A 16660-nucleotide genomic window follows, 5' to 3' on the forward strand; every position below is an offset into this window, starting at 1 on the left:
CATGTTAAGTAACGATCTTACATCGCTGATCACGCGTATTGACTTCGCGCTAATTTCATCTATTCACATCATTTTTCCCCCGCTAACCATTGGACTGGCTGCACTGTTGTTCATCTCTGAACTGATGTGGGTCAGGAAGCAAGATGAGAAGTGGTATCGACTGTGTCGCTTCTTTGAAAAGCTGTTTATCGTTAACTTCGGTGCTGGTGTGGCCACCGGCGTCACCATGGAAATGGCTTTTGGTATTCTCTATGGCCGCTTCTCACAGGCTGCCGGACCGTTCTTTGGTCAGGTGCTCGGCTATGAAACCATTACCGCGTTTATGTATGAAGCCGGCTTTATCGGACTGATGATTTTTGGCTGGGGCAAGATCAGCAAAGGGATGCACCTGTTTGCGACCTTTAACGTGGCGCTCTCATCTACACTTTCTGCGATGTGGATCCTGGTCGCCAACTCCTGGATGCAGACACCAACCGGTGTTGAACTGCACAACGGTATCTTTATTGTGACCGACTGGCTGGCCGCGATACTTAACCCGAATGCACTCAGCGCCTTCCCGCACATGCTGCTGGCGAGCTTCGAGCTGTCGCTGTGCTTCGTGGTGGCAACCTGTGCCTGGTATGTCCTCAAGCAACGTCATGTTGATCTGTTCCTGAAACCGCTGAAGTACTCGCTGATGGCGCTGGCCGTGGTCGCCGCCGTTCAGATCTACATGGGTGACGTGCTGGGTGAAGCCACGCTGGAACATAAACCGGCTGCACTGGCTGCGATGGAAGGGCACTACGATACCTACGATTCTGCCGGTAACGTCAACAGCGCCTGGCATATCCTCGGCTGGCCGAACAAAGAAGGTACCGGTCTGGCATGGTCAATCGATATTCCGCATGCGTTGAGCCTGATTGAGACCAAAACCTGGAACGGTACGGTGACGGGCCTGAACAGCTTCCCGAAAGATCAGCAACCGCCTGTGGTGTTGCCGTTCTATGCCTTCCGCGCCATGTCAGGTGCTGCGGGTGCGATGCTGCTGGTTAGCCTGTGGGGCGTCTGGCTGATTGCACGCCGTCGTATGTCCAGTGATTTGGCGCCACGCAATAAACTGTTCCTCGCGCTGGCCGTTGCCATGGTGGTTCTGCCTTATATCGCGATCATCGCCGGTTGGTGGACGCGTGAAATTGGCCGTCAGCCATGGATCGTATATGGCCTGATGCGCACCGAAGACGGTATGAGTCCGATGACCATGGGTCTGGCTATCTTCTGGCTGGTGGCTTCGCCATCTTTGAAACCGCTGTGGTGGCGGGCACCATCTGGTTCCTCGCCAAAGTGGTGCGTATGGGTCCTGATTTGACCAGCAAAATACCGGGCGAAGGGCATGAGCATTTAGGTCACCTTGATATGCCTGCCAGTGGTCATGCTGACCATCCTGAATATATCCGTCCGGTTTGATGGGAGAAGAAATCCATGGACATGCTTAACACGACTCAGCACTTCCTGATCATCGCCTGGTGGTTAGCGTTTGGTATCAGCGTTCTTTTATATATCGCACTGGATGGTGCCGATTTGGGGGCGGGGATCTTCTCGCTCTTCGTCCGCGACCATGACGAGCGCGGTGCCATTATGTCGGCGATGGCCGGCACCTGGGATGCTAACGAAACCTGGCTGATCGTCGCCGGCGGTATTATGTTCGGCACCTTCCCGTTTGTGTACGGTTCGGCCTTTAGCTACCTGATGGTGCCGATGTCGCTGGTGTTGTGGGGCATTATGTCCCGCGCCGTGGCACTGGAGTTCCGCCATCTGGCCTCGCCATTCTGGCAGAAGTTTTCTGACGGCATCTTTGGTGTTGCCAGCCTCGCCGTCACCTTCTTTGGTGGAATGTGCGTGGGCGCACTGCTGCAAGGTTTCCAGATGGATTCACCTGCACAAGGTGTTCCCAACTATGTGGGCGGTGCATTTAACTTCATCTCGGCTTTCTCTATCTGGACCGGTGTGGCTTCCTGTATCGCCATGACGCTGGCAGGCGTATTGTTTGTTCGTGCTCGCTTCGAGAAAAACGAACCGATTCGCCAGGATGCTGCTCGCTGGACCGCCGTGATCTTCTGGTTAGCGATTGCTGCCGTGGTGATTACCTGGGTGTGGAGCGCGGTGATTTTTGACTGGGCACGTGCTAAATGGTTCGGTCCACACTTCTGGGTCTGGGGCTTGTTTGGCCTGATTGCGCTGGTGTGTATCGATCAGGTTCGTCGTGACACCCTGAAGGACAAAGATTTCGCCGCCGTGTTGTGGTTCAATGCCGCCGCGTTCATTTTGGGCTTCGGCATGCTGCTGACCATGTTCCCATGGATTGTTCCAGGCACCTGGACCATCTGGGCGGGCGCCAGCCCACAGGTTTCGCTGATTACCTTCACCATGACCATGGGCGGTTTTGTTCCGGTGATGCTGATGTACAACTGGTATCAGATCTGGGTATTCCGCGGCCGTATCTCTAAGCTGGTTGGTCACGGGGGTCACTAAGACATCATGTCTGCTAGTTCTCCTCCTGGTAGAATGGCTGCCCGCCTGGCAGAACGTTGGCTTTCGAGCCTGCGTCGCCAGGCGGGCGGGTTATTTTCGCTGTCGATCAGTATGGCCGCGCTCAATGCCATCCTGATGATTGCACAGTGCTGGCTGTTAGCCTGGCTGATCAGTAATGCCGTTATTGGCGGTAAAAACCTGACCGCACTGATGCCTTTCCTGTTGTTACTGCCGGTAGTGATGCTGCTGCGCGCGGGCATTGATGTGCTGCGCCAGGGCTTTGCCTTTGAAGCCTCCGCACGTATCCGCCAGGGTCTGCGTGGTATGTTGCTGGATCGCATTGCGGCGCTGGGCCCTGCCTGGAGTCAGAATCAGCGCACGGGCAGTATCGCCAGCTCGCTGGGTGAAGGCGTTGAAGCCATCGAAGCCTATTTCTCCGGCTTTCTTCCGCAAAAATCATTATCGGTATCGTGCCGCTCGCCATTCTGGTTACGCTTTTCCCCTTTGACTGGGTTTCCGGTCTGATCATGCTGATCACCGCACCGCTGGTGCCGTTGTTCATGATCGTGGTAGGAAAGGGCGCGGAGAAAATGAGCCTCAAGCAGTGGCACAAACTCAGCCTGATGAGTGCGCACTTCTTTGATGTGATTGCTGGCCTGACAACGTTGCGTCAGACCAATGCGGCGCGCCGACAAGCGAATATTATCGCGGCGATCTCGGACAGCTATCGTCAGACCACCATGAAGGTTCTGCGGCTGGCATTCCTCTCTTCTCTGGTGTTGGAGTTTTTGCCACCATCAGCACCGCGATGGTCGCGGTATACGTCGGGTTCCGTCTGTTCTACGGAGAGATGGGCTTCCTGCCAGGGCTGTTTGCCTTATTGCTGGCACCGGAATTTTTCCGCCCGCTGCGCGATTTAGGTGCGCACTACCATGCGCGTATGGATGCGATTGGCGCGACCGAAGGTTTGCTGGCGATCCTCAATGCTGAACCTCCGGCAGCGTCACAGGGGCAAACATTGCTCTCGACGGCACCGCGTGAAATTCGCCTCGAAGGTGTGAGCTATCAGTATGAAGAGGGCGGCGGTGTCACGGATGTCTCCTTCACGTTACTCAGTGGCGAGACTGTCGCGCTGGTCGGCACCAGCGGGGCCGGTAAAACCACCTTGTCGCGTCTGATGCTGGGCTTCATCACGCCCACAGCGGGCCGCATCGTGATCGATGGCAACGATCTTACTTCCCTTGATCTGCCTGCCTGGCAGCAGCAGATTGGTTGGCTCCCACAGCGTCCGACTCTGTTTGCCGGTTCGATTGCTGAGAATATTGTGTTGTCACGTCCTGACATGAGCCCGGCAGCGATCAAAGCAGCCGCACAGCTTGCCCAGGCCGACGATTTTATCCAGACGCTCCCGGCGCAATATGATTACAGCCTGGGTGACGGTGGCAAAGGGCTGTCCGGCGGGCAGGTACAGCGTATTGCCATGGCGCGAGCGGTGTTAAGCGCGCCGCCGGTGGTGATCCTCGATGAACCAACGGTCGCGCTGGATCGTCAGACGGCGCAGCGGATGATCGCCGCGCTGAGCGACAGATTGCCAGACAGCGCGCGTTTGATTATTACCCACGACACCGAAATCGCCGCCACGGCTGACAGGGTTATCGTGCTGGAAAGAGGTCATGTGATTGAATCGGGTACGCCGCAGGCGCTGCGCGACAAAGCAGGCGTGTTCGCTGAACTGGAGCGACTGCAAAAAGGGGACCTCTCATGAATGATCTCTGGCATCTTTTGCGCCTCGCCCGCCCGTGGCGTTTCCGCATGGCGCTGGGCGTATTGCTCTCGGTTATCGTGATTATCTCTAACGTGGCGCTGCTGGCATTATCAGGCTGGTTTATTACCTCCATGGCATTAGCGGGCATCGGCTCACTGGCGCTGGAGTTTTTCACGCCCGCCGCGGCAATCCGTGGTCTCGCGGTATTGCGTACATTCGCGCGTTATCTGGAAAGGCTGGTCACGCACGATGCAACGTTGCGTTTGCTCTCGGTGTTACGCGTCTGGTTCTATCAGCAGCTCGCCCAGCTGGCACCCGCGCGATTGCAGGACTTCCGTGATGGTGATGTGCTGGCGCGTTTCCGGGCGGATATCGATAGCCTGGATAATTTCTATCTGCGCATCTTAACGCCGGCCATTGCGGGGTTGATCTCGTCGATGATCATCCTGGCCGGGATCTGCTGGTTCTCGCCTTCAGTGGCAATGATTGATGCGGTGGTGTTGATTCTCGCTGGGGTGATTGTGCCTTGTGTGGTGGCATCGATGACCAAAGCCAGCGGCCATAAGATTGTCCGCGTTCGCTCGTCAGTGCAGGCAGCATCCACCGACTTGATGCGTGGTTTGCCAGAGTTGCAGATGGTAGGCGCGGTCAGTCATCAAACCGAACATCTGCGTCAATTCTCGCAGCAGTTGATTGGCGCGCAGCGCAAACAAGCGTGGACAAGTGCCAGCGGCGGCGCGATCTGTGCGCTGCTGGGGCAGCTCGGGGTATTTGTTGCCTTCCTGTTGTTGTTCAGTCCTCAGCACGCAAGCGGTATCACCGCCAGTGAAATTGTTATGTTGTTGTTTACCGTGCTCGCCAGTACTGAAGCTGTGGCCGGTTTGCCTGCCGCTTTTGCTGCCCTGGGCACAACACGTGAAGCGGCGCGCCGTTTATTCTCAATGACTGAACTGACTCCGCCGATTGTGCTGCCTGAAAGCAGTCCAGTACCGGACAACAGCGCGTTAACTTTCGCATCGGTCACTCTGCGTTATGCGCCGGAATCACCCAAGGTATTGGATCAGCTGAGCTTCACGGTGCCGGAAGGTCATTGCCTGGCGATTCTCGGCCCCAGCGGCGCAGGCAAAACCACCATCCTCAATCTGGTGCAAGGGTTCTGGGATACCACCGAAGGGGACGTGTTAATTGGCGGGCGCTCGGTCAGAACGCTTTCTGAAGATACGTTGCGTCAGATGATCTCGGTGGTCGGTCAGAAAACCTATCTGTTTAACGCATCGATTCGTGACAACCTGCGTTTGGTCTCACCTGATGCGAACGATGATGCATTATGGGATGCACTGGCACGAGCCGCCTTAGACGAGGAAGTCCGTGGCTTCGCGCAGGGTCTTGATACGTTGGTCGGTGAGTTAGGCGGACGCCTTTCCGGCGGCCAGGCACGCAGGATTGGCATTGCACGCGCTTATCTTTCTCAAGCGCCGATCGTACTGTTAGACGAACCGACCGAAGGGCTGGACGCGCAAAATACAGAGTTGGTGCTTAATTGCCTGAAAGACCTCATTAAGGGTAAAACCACGTTGCTGGTTACCCATCAAATCCAGCCACTGTCGCTCGCCGATAGTCGGTTACTGCTCGATATAACATAACAAGAGCAGGGATCTGGGATTTTTAGATTTAACCAAAAATAAAATTTGTGAGACAACTGACCAGGGATCACCATGGATAAAATGACAAACTCCAAAACCCGACGAAAACATATTCGTTTTCCTCACCTGCTGATTGATCAGATTGAAGAGCACATGAAGATTGAAAACAGCCAAAACTTCTCAGCCTGGGTGGTAGAAGCTTGCCGCCTGAAAGCGCGGGAAGCCGGAACCGGAAAGAAGTAATCCCGCATTTTCCCATCAGCAGTCCACTGCTATCGCTGGCGTGTTGCTGATGGGAATTTCAGTCTAAATTCCCCGCAGTTCTCTGACACCCTGGTTGCGCGCGTCATCTCCTCGTTAGGGCAATAATCTTCAGCTGATTCTTAGCTAATACCCACCCCGGTTTTATTTATTTACACATACCATCTTTTAAATTACGAATTTATATCGTTTGGGTGCAATTTAATGACTATTTCTTGATGATTTTGGTAGTCCACTCGAATCATTAAAGGGATATGGGTTAATTAAATGCCCAGGAGTCAGAGCGGCTTCTACGTTTTCAGTATTTCCTGTCATGGTTTTATTTTTATTATTTCATTCTGTAATTGTCACCTGATGGTGCAAATACCCTCCTTATAAGGTTTATTTTGGGTAATTAAAGTAAAGCCTTGCTCAGTGAATTGTAATAATTATAATTCTCATTCGCCTTCCAGGCGGGTAGGGATCCTTTTTGCTGTGTACGTTATTAACGCGAAAGCCGCTCCCTTCAAAAGTTAGACCAGAAGATATGTTTTACAGGGAATGCTGTCTTAAATCCTGACGGGGAGGGCGTTTACGCCACCAGTCATCTCATTAAATAACAATTTCAAAGGATGATAATGTCTCGTTCTTCACATCAAGCCAGTTTAAACGCGGGTAATCATGCGGGTGCTATTCAAGCCTTGCCGGTTATTTCATTGCTGGCACTGATTATCGCGACGGCTTTACACAGCCCGAAAGTTTACGCGGCTGAAACGACTAGCCAGGATCAAACACTGGAAGTCACGGCGGCAGCCGGTAGCAGCGAGAGCAATCAAGACACTGATTACAACGTGCCTGTTACGCGCGCAGCCACTAAATTAGCGCTGACCGCGCGTGATACACCGCAGTCTATTTCGGTCATCAGTAAACAGCGTATGCAGGACCAAAAGCTGCAGACGTTAAATGACGTTTTAACCAATACCACCGGCATCAGTGAATTCAATTCTGGCGCGAACCGCAGCAATTTCTACTCGCGCGGATTCATGATCGACAACTATCAGATCGATGGCGTGCCAGCATTGATTGATAGCGCCTGGAATCTTGGCGACACCTTGTCGGATACCGCAGTTTATGACCGGGTAGAAGTGGTGCGCGGTGCAACCGGTTTGATGACCGGTGCGGGCAGCCCGGCTGCGTCTGTGAATATGGTGCATAAGCAGGCTGACAGCAAAACGTTTCAGGGAAATCTCTCAGCCAGCTATGGCAGCTGGGATACTCAACGTTACGTTGCCGATCTTTCGGGTCCGTTGACCGAGTCCGGAAATGTGCGTGGTCGCGTGGTGGCCGGCTATCAGGATGGCGACAGCTGGTTGGATCACTATCATACGAAAAAGAAATTCCTGTATGGCACTGTTGCTGCCGATCTTACCGACTCAACCACTCTGTCTGTCGGTTACGATTATCAGGAAACCAACATTTCAGGCGCGACATGGGGCGGTTTACCGACTTTCTATGTCGACGGCAGCAAAACAAATTACTCACGCAGCACCAACCTCGCACCAGATTGGGCTTATAACAACAGCGAGTCCAAAAAGGTCTTTGCTAATCTGAAGCAGACCTTTAATAACGGTTGGGAACTCAACCTTAGCGGCTCGCATACCGAAGCCACCATGGACAGCAAGCTGCTGTATATCGACGGTTACTTTGATAAATCAACCGGCATCGGTATCGGCCCTTATGCGGGCTATGATTTGTTAGGGGGTACCGGCTATAACACCGCGAAGCGCAAAGAAGACACCGCAGATGCTTATGTGACTGGTCCGTATGAACTCTTTGGCCGTCAGCATGAATTAATGGCCGGCGTTACTTATATCCGTCAACACGATCGCTATGTTAGCGCCTCCACCAGTTTCACTTCCGCAGACGTAGGCGATTTCAATGACTGGGGCAATTATCCAGAACCGGATTGGGACGACCAGGCGCTGTCGCAGGATAATACTATTCGTCAGAAGTCTGCGTATATTGCCACCCGCGTTTCACTGGCCGATCCGCTGCATTTGATCCTCGGGGCGCGTTATACCCAATATAATGCCAACACGCTGACGCAGAATATGGAGAAGAACAATGTCACGCCGTATGCTGGCCTGATCTATGACATCAACGACACCTATTCCGCCTACGCAAGCTACACCTCGATTTTCAAACCACAGACTTATCGTAATGCGCAGGGAGCTTATTTGTCGCCCGTCACCGGTAAAAGCTATGAGACCGGGATTAAAGGTGACTGGATGAACAGCCGCGTGACGGCATCGCTGGCGGTATTCCGCATCGAGCAGGATCATCTTGGCGCAACCGATTATGCCCTGGTCTCTGGCAGCACCGATTATGCCTATTACGAGCAAAATGGCACAGTCAGTAAAGGTGTCGAGTTCGAAATCAACGGCGCGGTTACCGACAATCTGCAAATGACATTTGGTGCGACGCGTTATGTGGCCAAAGATGGTGACGATGCCGCGCTTAACCCAACGCAGCCACGCACTTCACTGAAACTGTTCACCCGCTATCGTTTGCCAATGCTGCAGGATCTGACGGTGGGCGGTGGTGTTAACTGGCAGACGCACACCTGGGATAACGTAGCGGGACCGGGCGGGACCTCAACGTTGTATGCAGAGCAGGGCAGTTATGCGCTGGTGGATCTGTTTAGCCGCTATCAGGTCACTAAACAGCTCTCTGTTCAGGCTAACCTGAACAACCTGTTCGACAAAACCTACAATATCGATGTCGGCAGAAATACCGTGTACGGCGAACCGCGTAACGTGACAATCTCGGCGAATTACCAGTTCTAAGCCGGTTAAATTCTCTATACAGAAAGGCCCTGCCTTAATCTGACCTCTGGAACCTTCGTGCTTAATCTGCGGAGGTTCCAGCCTTCATCAGCGTTTCCCCGTTCAAGCAAAGATGACCCTGCTACATCCCAATGAATGATGACAAGTCTCTATACTTGAGGTCATGCGTAGAAATCGAGGGGTGACTTTTGACAGCAGAATCTGAAAATATTGATGCGATAGCCTGGCGAGAACTGGATACCGCAGCGCAGGATCCCCATGCTGGGTTTCGTTATGTGAACGTCTGCACCCTCGATGCTGAATTGAAACCACAGGCTCGCATGATGGTGTTGAGACGCACGGACAGCGTAAAGCGACGGCTGGAGTTTCACACCGATATCCGTAGTGCAAAATGGCAGGAATTAGCCCTCAACCCCGCCGCAACGGTATTAGGTTTCTGCTCGCAATCGCGCCTGCAATTACGCTTGCAGGGATATTTCAAACGATATGAACCGGAAAGTGCTCTCGCGAATCAGGTGTGGGAAGGATTGCCCATTTGGACGCGCAGGAGTTATTCAGGCGGGCCGCCGGGAGACGAATCACTGTTTTCGCCCGATCAAACTCGCGATGTTGAAAGTGAGGAGAACAGGGGAGACGGTAAGCACAATTTTGGGGTGTTGGTTTTTCAGGCCGAGTCGCTCGACTGGTTTCAACTTCAGCGGAATGACAACCGCAGAGCACGACTGATCTATTCAGATACCGGCTGTCTTTCATCATTTCATTGGATCAATCCATAAAATGAGCAGATCCCGACAAGACGGTGACATCCGCTGTGCTATAAACCTTCGCTGTCCGCGTGACTTTTTGCTGCGCGTCGGCAACGCTCTGAACAGTACTGCACCTCTTCCCAGCATTTCTCCCACTTTTTACGCCAGGTCATGGGCTTATGGCACTGCTTGCAGTAGCGGACGGGCAGGGATTTTTTGTTTCCTTTAAAATCATTCATATTGTGTTGCCTGCGACGAAGTGTGCCAGCATTCATTAGTTGAATGGGGTTTTACCAAGTTTTACTCAATATTGATTTTAGAACATCACCAATTTCGCGATTAACTGGCATGCAAAATCACCATTGAATTCCTTTATTTCACAATCATTACCCGTCGCCTCGCTGACTGTATATTTCCCAAACGAAAGCCAGCCCATCATTCAGGAACTCATTTAATAACCCTACAACCCTGCGACATCCTTGCCCGGGATCGCCGCGACTAAGGATTTCGTGTAGCTGTGCTGTGGCGCGCTGAAGACCTGCTGCGGAGTGCCCGTTTCAACCACATCACCTTTGTACAGCACGATAATGTCGTCGCAGATCTGGCTAGCGACGCGCAGGTCGTGGGTGATAAAAAGAATCGATACCTGGGTTTTCTGCTGCACCTCTTCCAGCAGCGCTAATACCTGCGCCTGCACGGAAACATCCAGCGCCGACACAGATTCGTCGGCAACCAGTAACAGCGGGTCAAACATCAAAGCGCGGGCAATGCCAATGCGCTGGCGCTGACCACCGGAAAACTCATGCGGGTAGCGCTCATAGGCGCTGGGTTCCAGTCCGACCAAAGACAGCAGGCATAGCGCTTTTTCCGCACCTCTGTCGCCGTCATGCCGCCATGCGTGAGCGGGCCGACGGAGAGAATAGTCCCGATGGTGTGGCGCGGATTGAGAGAGGCGAAAGGATCCTGAAAAATCATCTGAATGAGCGGACGCAGTGGGCGGAACTCCACTTCGGGGATCGGCACAATATCGCGGCCGTCAAAACGGATTTGACCTGAGTCAGCGGCAAGCAGCTTTACTAACAAGCGTCCGAGCGATGACTTGCCGGATCCGGACTCGCCCACCACGCCCAGCGTCTGCCCTTTGCGCAGTATAAAGCTGACGTTATTCAGGGCGCGCACCTCTCGGCCCCGGGTGAAAAATCCGGAAGATTTACGATAGGTCTTACACAGGTCAACCGCCTCCAGCACGATGGGCTGGTGGTCTTTGCGCACGCGCTCGTCCTGACGCAGATGTGGCACGGCGGCAATCAGCTGTCGAGTGTAACAATGAGCGGGGGAGCTAAGCACCTTTTCAGCCGGACCCTCTTCCACAATCTGTCCGCTGCGCATCACAATCACCCGGTCGGCGATTTCCTGCACCACGCCAAAATCGTGGGTGATAAACATCACGCTCATCTGCTTACGCGTTTGCAGGGTGCGGATCAGCTGTAAAATCTGCGCCTGGGTGGTGACGTCGAGCGCGGTGGTCGGCTCATCAGCAATCAGCACATCCGGATCCAGCGCCAGCGCCATGGCGATCATCACGCGTTGGCGCTGACCGCCTGACAGGTTAAAGGGATACTGATGCTGCACGGTCTCGGGCTCCGGCAGCCCGACCTCGGCCAGCAGCGACAGCACCTTCTTCTGGCGCAACGGTGGCGTGCCTTCATTATGCGCTTCCATCACCTCGGCAATCTGCTTGCCGATGGTCATAATTGGATTCAGTGCCGACAGCGGGTCCTGGAAGATAATGGCGATGGATTTGCCCTGCAGGCTGCGTAGCAGTGCGGGCGAAGCGGTCAGCAAATCAACGTCGTTAAGGCGCATCTCGCCCTGGGTGACAGCCAGCGCGGGCGGTAGCAGTCCCATCGCCGCATGTGCCGTCACCGACTTGCCCGATCCGGACTCGCCGATAATACACAGCATCTCCCCGGGCATCAGGTCAAAAGAAATATCCTCTACCGCGCAGGCGCGATCCATCCCTTTGGGTAATGAAACCGTTAAATGACGAACCGATAATAAAGCCGACTGAGGCTGGGCCATATATACTCTCGCACTGAAAAGTGGTCGGTAAGATAAATTAGCATCGGTATTAAGTAGCCGGAAAGATCGTTTTATTATGGTGCGGTGTAAATTAACTGTTCAGGAAGTAATCACAAAATCCTATGGAAAAATTAGTTGTGACTGTCCACTAAATCCATTAATACTGAATTCGCAGTCACGAATTATCCGGTTAGCCCTGAAGCCCGCGAGGTGGAACGATGACGGAAGTTGCCCGTGAAACTGAATCTGAAACCGCCGCTTTTCATGACCTGGGCGGCCTCGAAAGCCTGTTAAGTTTTTATATCCGCAGCATCAATATTGCCGTCTCCCGCGATCTCGATAACAAACTTTCCGGCCTGGATGTGGCTAAGGGAACTGGGAAAATCAGTACCTTATTGATTGTCTCCCGCCATCCAGGCATTCGTCCCTCTGCCATTGCCGACCTGATCATGCGTGACCGTTCTTCAATGGGACGTCTGGTCGATAAAATGGTGCAGCAGGGGCTGGTGATGCGCCAGAGCGACCCGGAAGACCAGCGTTCACAGGCCCTGTATCTGACTGGCAAGGGTCACAAACTGGCGCAGAACGTGGTGGCGTTAACTCAGCAGCAAGACCGTGAATTCTTTCATATGGTCAGCGAGGATGAAAAAACGCTGATGCTCAATCTGTTTAATAAAATAATGTGCTGGCATCGTCAGCTACGCAGCGACATTCGATTTTTTTAGCTGAGTTATTTATTTCATCTCTCATTTGATCAGAGTGCTAAATACTCTGTGAAGGCTCTCGGCTTTTATCAATGAAATATTAAACTGGGAAATAAGATAATGCCTGGTCCGCGAGTAGTGCCGGTACACGGCGATGAAGTGTTACCGAAACGTGTTGATGTGGTCGTGATTGGCGGCGGGATTATTGGCACCACAACGGCACTGGAGTTGGCCGAGCAGGGGCTGCGCGTGGCGTTGTGTGAAAAGGGGCAGATTGGGCATGAACAGTCGAGCCGGAACTGGGGCTGGGTGCGTATCTCGCGCCGTGACCCGCGTGAAATTCCTTTGATGGCACAAGCACTTTCAATCTGGCAGTCGCTCGACCAGCGCATTGAAGCCGACACGGGTTATACCCGCGCGGGCATCGTGTTTGCCTGCCATAACCAGGAACAGATTGATCAGAACCAGCAGTGGTTGCAGCAGGTGCAGGGCTATCCGGTCACCTCGAAAATGCTTGATGCCGGGCAGTTTAATCAAAAATTTCCCGATAACCGCATTGGGGCCGTAGGCGCGCTGTATACCCCGGAAGATGGTCGCGCCGAGCCGCAGAAAGTGGCTCCGGCGATAGCCGAAGCGGCAAGACGCAACGGCGCATTTATTCTCACCGAATGTGCGGTACGGGGTGTTGAAACTTCTGCCGGGCATGTCTCCTCAGTCATCACCGAACGCGGCGAAATCGCCTGCCAAAGCGTGGTGCTGGCGGGCGGGGCGTGGTCTTCACTTTTTACCTCACGCCATGATTTGCGTCTGCCGCAGCTCAAGGTGATCAACAGCGTGATCCGTACAGCGCCGTTAGAGGGCCCGACCGAGGCGCTGTGGTGCCATGGATTCGCCATTCGCAAGCGCCAGGACGGGGGATATACCGTGGCGTCTGGTCACGAAAACCTCTCGGATTTAGTGCCGGACGCGTTCCGCTACGCACGCGATTTTCTCCCCGCGTTAAAAAGCGAATGGCGCTCGTTGCGCTTTCGCCTGGGTAGCCGCTTTCTCGATGAAGCGCGTCTGGATCGCCGCTGGAAGATGGATCGCGCCTCGCCGTTTGAATACTGCCGCGTTCTGGATCCTATCCCCTCTTATGCGATGGCCGATCGCGCCCTGGCGCACCTTCAGCAGCATTTGCCAGCGTTTCAACCGGCAAAGGTCGCGCAGTATTGGGCGGGCTGCATCGACGTGGTGCCAGATGCCGTGCCGGTGATTTCCGCCGTCGATAGCAAACCCGGTTTCTTTATCGCCACCGGATTTTCCGGTCATGGTTTTGGCATTGGCCCCGCTGCCGGGCGCTTGATGGCCGACCTGGTGCTGGGGCGTTCGCCGATCGTTGATCCGCATGCGTTTCGTTATTCGCGTTTTTCAGATGGCTCAAAAATAGAAATTCTCAGCGGCGTTTGACGCCCGCATTAACCTGACCAGAGGAATCCAGATGACTAAAAAGTTTGATGACATGCTGCCGCATCTCTCCCGACGTAAAGCGCTGACTTACCTTGTGGTTGGGGCGGCTTCGGCGGCGCTGCCGCCGATGTTCAGTTTCGGTGAGGCCTTTGCCGCGGCAGTCGCGACACCCACCATGCGCAAAGGCCAGATGGTGATCGGCTTCTCACAGGAACCAACGGTATTCAACCCGCATCTGCCACACATCGAAGTCGATGAGGGCATTCACTTCAGCATTTTCGACCCGCTTTTTGCCATCAACGACAAAGGCGATTTTACGCCGTCTCTGGCGAAGGAAGTACCAACGGTGGCGAACGGCGGTATCTCAGCCGATGGTTTACAGTTCCATATCAAGCTGCGCGAAGGGGTGAAGTGGCACGACGGCAAGCCGTTCACTGCCGAGGACGTGAAGTTCACGCTGGAGTTACTTGTCGACCCGGATTTTCGCAGCTGGCGCAAAACCGGGCACGAGCTGGTACGCGACATCAAAGTCATCTCGCCGACTGAAATCAGCTGGCGCATGGATAAGCCGTTTGCGCCTTATCCGGCTATCCTCGCTTCCACCTTTATTGTGCCGCAGCACATTCTCGGTCCGGTAAAAGACAAAAACAGCGCGCCATTTAACAACGCGCCGATCGGAACCGGGCCGTTTAAGTGGCAGCAGCGCGTGCCCGGTGACCACATTGAACTGGTCGCGAATACCGACTACTTCACTGGTGGGCCAGGGCTGGAGCGAGTGGTGTACAAATACATTCCGGACCTCAATGTGATGTATACCCAGTTTGCCTCTGGCGATATCGATGTGGTCGGGCTGCAATGGATTTCGGCTGATCATTATGACGATGCAAAAAAACTGCCGGGCAAAATAGTGGACGTTTCCTCCAGCTCAACTATCGAGAACTTCGCCTTTAACCTGGGGCGCCCGCAATTCCAGGAGCTGGAAGTGCGCCAGGCGATCTATTACGCCATCGACAAGCAGACGATTATCGATTCGCTCTACTACGGCCTGCCAAAACCAACTGAAACCTATATGCCGCCCGGATCCGCTTACTTCAATCCGAATCTGGCGAAACACGAGTACAGCCCTGACAAGGCCAAAGCGCTGCTTGATAAAGCGGGCTGGAAACCTGGTTCCGATGGCATCCGCCAGAAAAATGGCGTGCGCCTGGCGTTCACCAATTCCACGACCGCGGGCAATCATTTGCGCGAGCAGATGCAACAGTTCTTGCAGCAGTCATTCCAGGATATTGGCATCGAGATGAAGATCGCCAATCTGCCACCGGCGGTGATGTGGGGCGAATACTGGATGATGTCGAAATTCGATACGGTGATCGTCGGTATGAGCTTCCTCACTGGGGCCGATCCGGATACCTCCGACTATCTGCGGTCGACCTCGGTCCCGGCGAAAGGCGGCGCGGGACAGAACACCTTCCAGTATCAGAGCAAAGCGGTTGACGATCTGCTCACCAAAGGCAGCACGCTGTTTGTACCGGAGGAGCGCAAGGCGGTCTACAACCAGATCCAGGAGATCGTGCGCCACGATATGCCGTTCCTGCCGCTGTTCCCGTTTGCCAACGTGCGTGGCCACAAGCAGGGTGCAACCAATGTCATCCCTAACGTTAACGTGCGCATCGACAGCTGGAATGTCGCTACCTGGTACTGGGCGTAACGCCATAAGAGAGGTTCTATGCTGGGCTTTCTGCTTCGGCGAATGGGCCAGAGCGTGATACTGCTGTTTCTGGTGTCGCTGATTGGTTTTGCCGCGCTGACGCTGGCTCCTGGCGGGCCGCTGTCACAGTACGCGCTGACGCCGGGCATGAGCCAGCAGGCGTTAGATCGTCTGGCCGAGCAGATGGGCCTTAATCGCCCGCTGCCGGTGCAGTACTGGGACTGGCTGACGCACCTGCTGCGCGGCGACTGGGGGCGATCCTATCGTGATGGGCAGCCGGTGCTTACGGTAATCTTTTCTCACGTACCCGCTACGCTGCTCCTGATGGTCACTTCGACCATTTTGGCGGTCAGTATTGGCGCCTGGGTCGGGGTGAAAAGCGCAGTGAAACGCTACAGCCTGTTTGATGATGTGGCAACCATGGCCTCGATGATCGCCCTTTCGATCCCGACATTCTGGTTCGGACTGGTGGCGATCTACATTTTCGCGCTCAAGCTGCAGTGGTTCCCGGCCGGCAATATGTACACCGTCGGCGATGGCTCCTTTACCGATGTGTTGCACCACCTGGTGCTGCCGGTGATGGTGCTGACCTTCGTCGACGTCGCCGTCTGGAGCCGCTATATGCGCAGCGCCACGCTGGAAACCATCAACCAAGACTTTGTGAAAACGGCACGCGCCAAAGGGCTGTCACCACGGCGCGTATTGTTGCGCCACGTGGTGGGTAACGCGCTGTTGCCGATGATTGCGCTGGCCGGGATGCAGCTGCCGATGATTCTCGGCGGCGCGCTGGTGGCAGAAACCGTGTTCACCTGGCCGGGCATGGGGCGCCTGTTCCTGGACAGCCTCGGTTACAGCGATTATCCGGTGGTCATGGGGCTGCTGATGTTCTCAGCGATGATGGTGCTGCTCGGCAATCTGGCGGCGGATGTTATCACCGCCATGGTCGATCCTCGCATCCGTCCGGCTTAA

Annotated in this window: 16 protein-coding genes; 13 read left to right on the forward strand and 3 right to left on the reverse strand. The window is 54.4% G+C overall.

Going from position 1 to position 16660, the window contains the following annotated elements; translation table 11 throughout:
* Position 1 precedes the first annotated feature (1 nt).
* The 9 genes from HA45_RS26940 to HA45_RS26970 all read left to right on the forward strand — a co-directional run bounded on the left by HA45_RS26940 (position 2) and on the right by HA45_RS26970 (position 9778).
* Positions 2 to 1345: a cytochrome ubiquinol oxidase subunit I gene (locus HA45_RS26940; protein ID WP_244563546.1), complete on the forward strand. Its 1344-nt coding sequence runs from the start codon at positions 2 to 4 to the stop codon at positions 1343 to 1345.
* Between the two features lie 113 nt (positions 1346 to 1458).
* Positions 1459 to 2508 carry a cytochrome d ubiquinol oxidase subunit II gene (locus tag HA45_RS26945; RefSeq protein WP_100700474.1) on the forward strand — a complete coding sequence of 350 codons (1050 nt, stop codon included), beginning with the start codon at positions 1459 to 1461 and terminating at the stop codon, positions 2506 to 2508.
* 33 nt (positions 2509 to 2541) lie between these two features.
* Complete coding sequence (locus tag HA45_RS28820) at positions 2542 to 3033, forward strand: ABC transporter transmembrane domain-containing protein (RefSeq protein ID WP_280174535.1); 492 nt, start codon at positions 2542 to 2544, stop codon at positions 3031 to 3033.
* 2 nt (positions 3034 to 3035) lie between these two features.
* Entirely contained in the window at positions 3036 to 3428 is a 393-nt protein-coding gene (locus HA45_RS28825) for an ABC transporter transmembrane domain-containing protein (RefSeq protein ID WP_280174536.1), read from the forward strand.
* Positions 3317 to 4273, forward strand: coding sequence for an ATP-binding cassette domain-containing protein (locus tag HA45_RS28575; protein ID WP_244563547.1), 957 nt, complete (start codon positions 3317 to 3319; stop codon positions 4271 to 4273). The genes HA45_RS28825 and HA45_RS28575 overlap by 112 nt, the downstream gene beginning before the upstream one ends.
* A complete protein-coding gene (cydC, locus tag HA45_RS26955) occupies positions 4270 to 5916 on the forward strand; it encodes a thiol reductant ABC exporter subunit CydC (RefSeq protein WP_100700472.1) in 1647 nt (548 codons plus the stop codon). Before HA45_RS28575 ends, cydC begins: the two co-directional genes overlap by 4 nt.
* Before the next feature lie 72 nt (positions 5917 to 5988).
* Positions 5989 to 6159: a YlcI/YnfO family protein gene (locus HA45_RS26960; protein WP_100700471.1), complete on the forward strand. Its 171-nt coding sequence runs from the start codon at positions 5989 to 5991 to the stop codon at positions 6157 to 6159.
* 635 nt (positions 6160 to 6794) lie between these two features.
* Positions 6795 to 9002 (forward strand): ferric-rhodotorulic acid/ferric-coprogen receptor FhuE, encoded by a 2208-nt coding sequence (gene fhuE, locus HA45_RS26965; protein ID WP_100700470.1) that lies wholly within the window; start codon positions 6795 to 6797, stop codon positions 9000 to 9002.
* A 188-nt stretch (positions 9003 to 9190) separates the two neighbouring features.
* Entirely contained in the window at positions 9191 to 9778 is a 588-nt protein-coding gene (locus HA45_RS26970) for a PNPOx family protein (RefSeq protein WP_100700469.1), read from the forward strand.
* A 38-nt stretch (positions 9779 to 9816) separates the two neighbouring features.
* Here HA45_RS26970 and HA45_RS28830 read toward each other — a convergent pair whose 3' ends face one another.
* The 3 genes from HA45_RS28830 to HA45_RS26980 form a co-directional block, all read right to left on the reverse strand.
* Complete coding sequence (locus HA45_RS28830) at positions 9817 to 9987, reverse strand: DUF2256 domain-containing protein (protein WP_100700468.1); 171 nt, start codon at positions 9985 to 9987, stop codon at positions 9817 to 9819.
* Positions 9988 to 10208: 221 nt separating this feature from the next.
* Positions 10209 to 10592, reverse strand: coding sequence for an ATP-binding cassette domain-containing protein (locus HA45_RS28585; protein ID WP_366557369.1), 384 nt, complete (start codon positions 10590 to 10592; stop codon positions 10209 to 10211).
* Positions 10502 to 11830, reverse strand: coding sequence for an ATP-binding cassette domain-containing protein (locus tag HA45_RS26980; RefSeq protein ID WP_244563549.1), 1329 nt, complete (start codon positions 11828 to 11830; stop codon positions 10502 to 10504). The genes HA45_RS28585 and HA45_RS26980 overlap by 91 nt, the downstream gene beginning before the upstream one ends.
* 218 nt (positions 11831 to 12048) lie before the next feature.
* Here HA45_RS26980 and HA45_RS26985 point away from each other — a divergent pair, with 218 nt between their 5' ends.
* The 4 genes from HA45_RS26985 to HA45_RS27000 all read left to right on the forward strand — a co-directional run bounded on the left by HA45_RS26985 (position 12049) and on the right by HA45_RS27000 (position 16660).
* Positions 12049 to 12555: a MarR family winged helix-turn-helix transcriptional regulator gene (locus tag HA45_RS26985; RefSeq protein WP_100700466.1), complete on the forward strand. Its 507-nt coding sequence runs from the start codon at positions 12049 to 12051 to the stop codon at positions 12553 to 12555.
* Positions 12556 to 12654: 99 nt separating this feature from the next.
* Entirely contained in the window at positions 12655 to 13983 is a 1329-nt protein-coding gene (locus tag HA45_RS26990) for an NAD(P)/FAD-dependent oxidoreductase (protein WP_100700465.1), read from the forward strand.
* A 31-nt stretch (positions 13984 to 14014) separates the two neighbouring features.
* A complete protein-coding gene (locus tag HA45_RS26995) occupies positions 14015 to 15691 on the forward strand; it encodes a peptide ABC transporter substrate-binding protein (RefSeq protein ID WP_100700464.1) in 1677 nt (558 codons plus the stop codon).
* 18 nt (positions 15692 to 15709) lie between these two features.
* A complete protein-coding gene (locus tag HA45_RS27000) occupies positions 15710 to 16660 on the forward strand; it encodes an ABC transporter permease (RefSeq protein ID WP_100700463.1) in 951 nt (316 codons plus the stop codon).

Source organism: Pantoea rodasii (genome assembly GCF_002095465.1).
In the GTDB taxonomy this organism is placed as follows: domain Bacteria; phylum Pseudomonadota; class Gammaproteobacteria; order Enterobacterales; family Enterobacteriaceae; genus Pantoea; species Pantoea rodasii.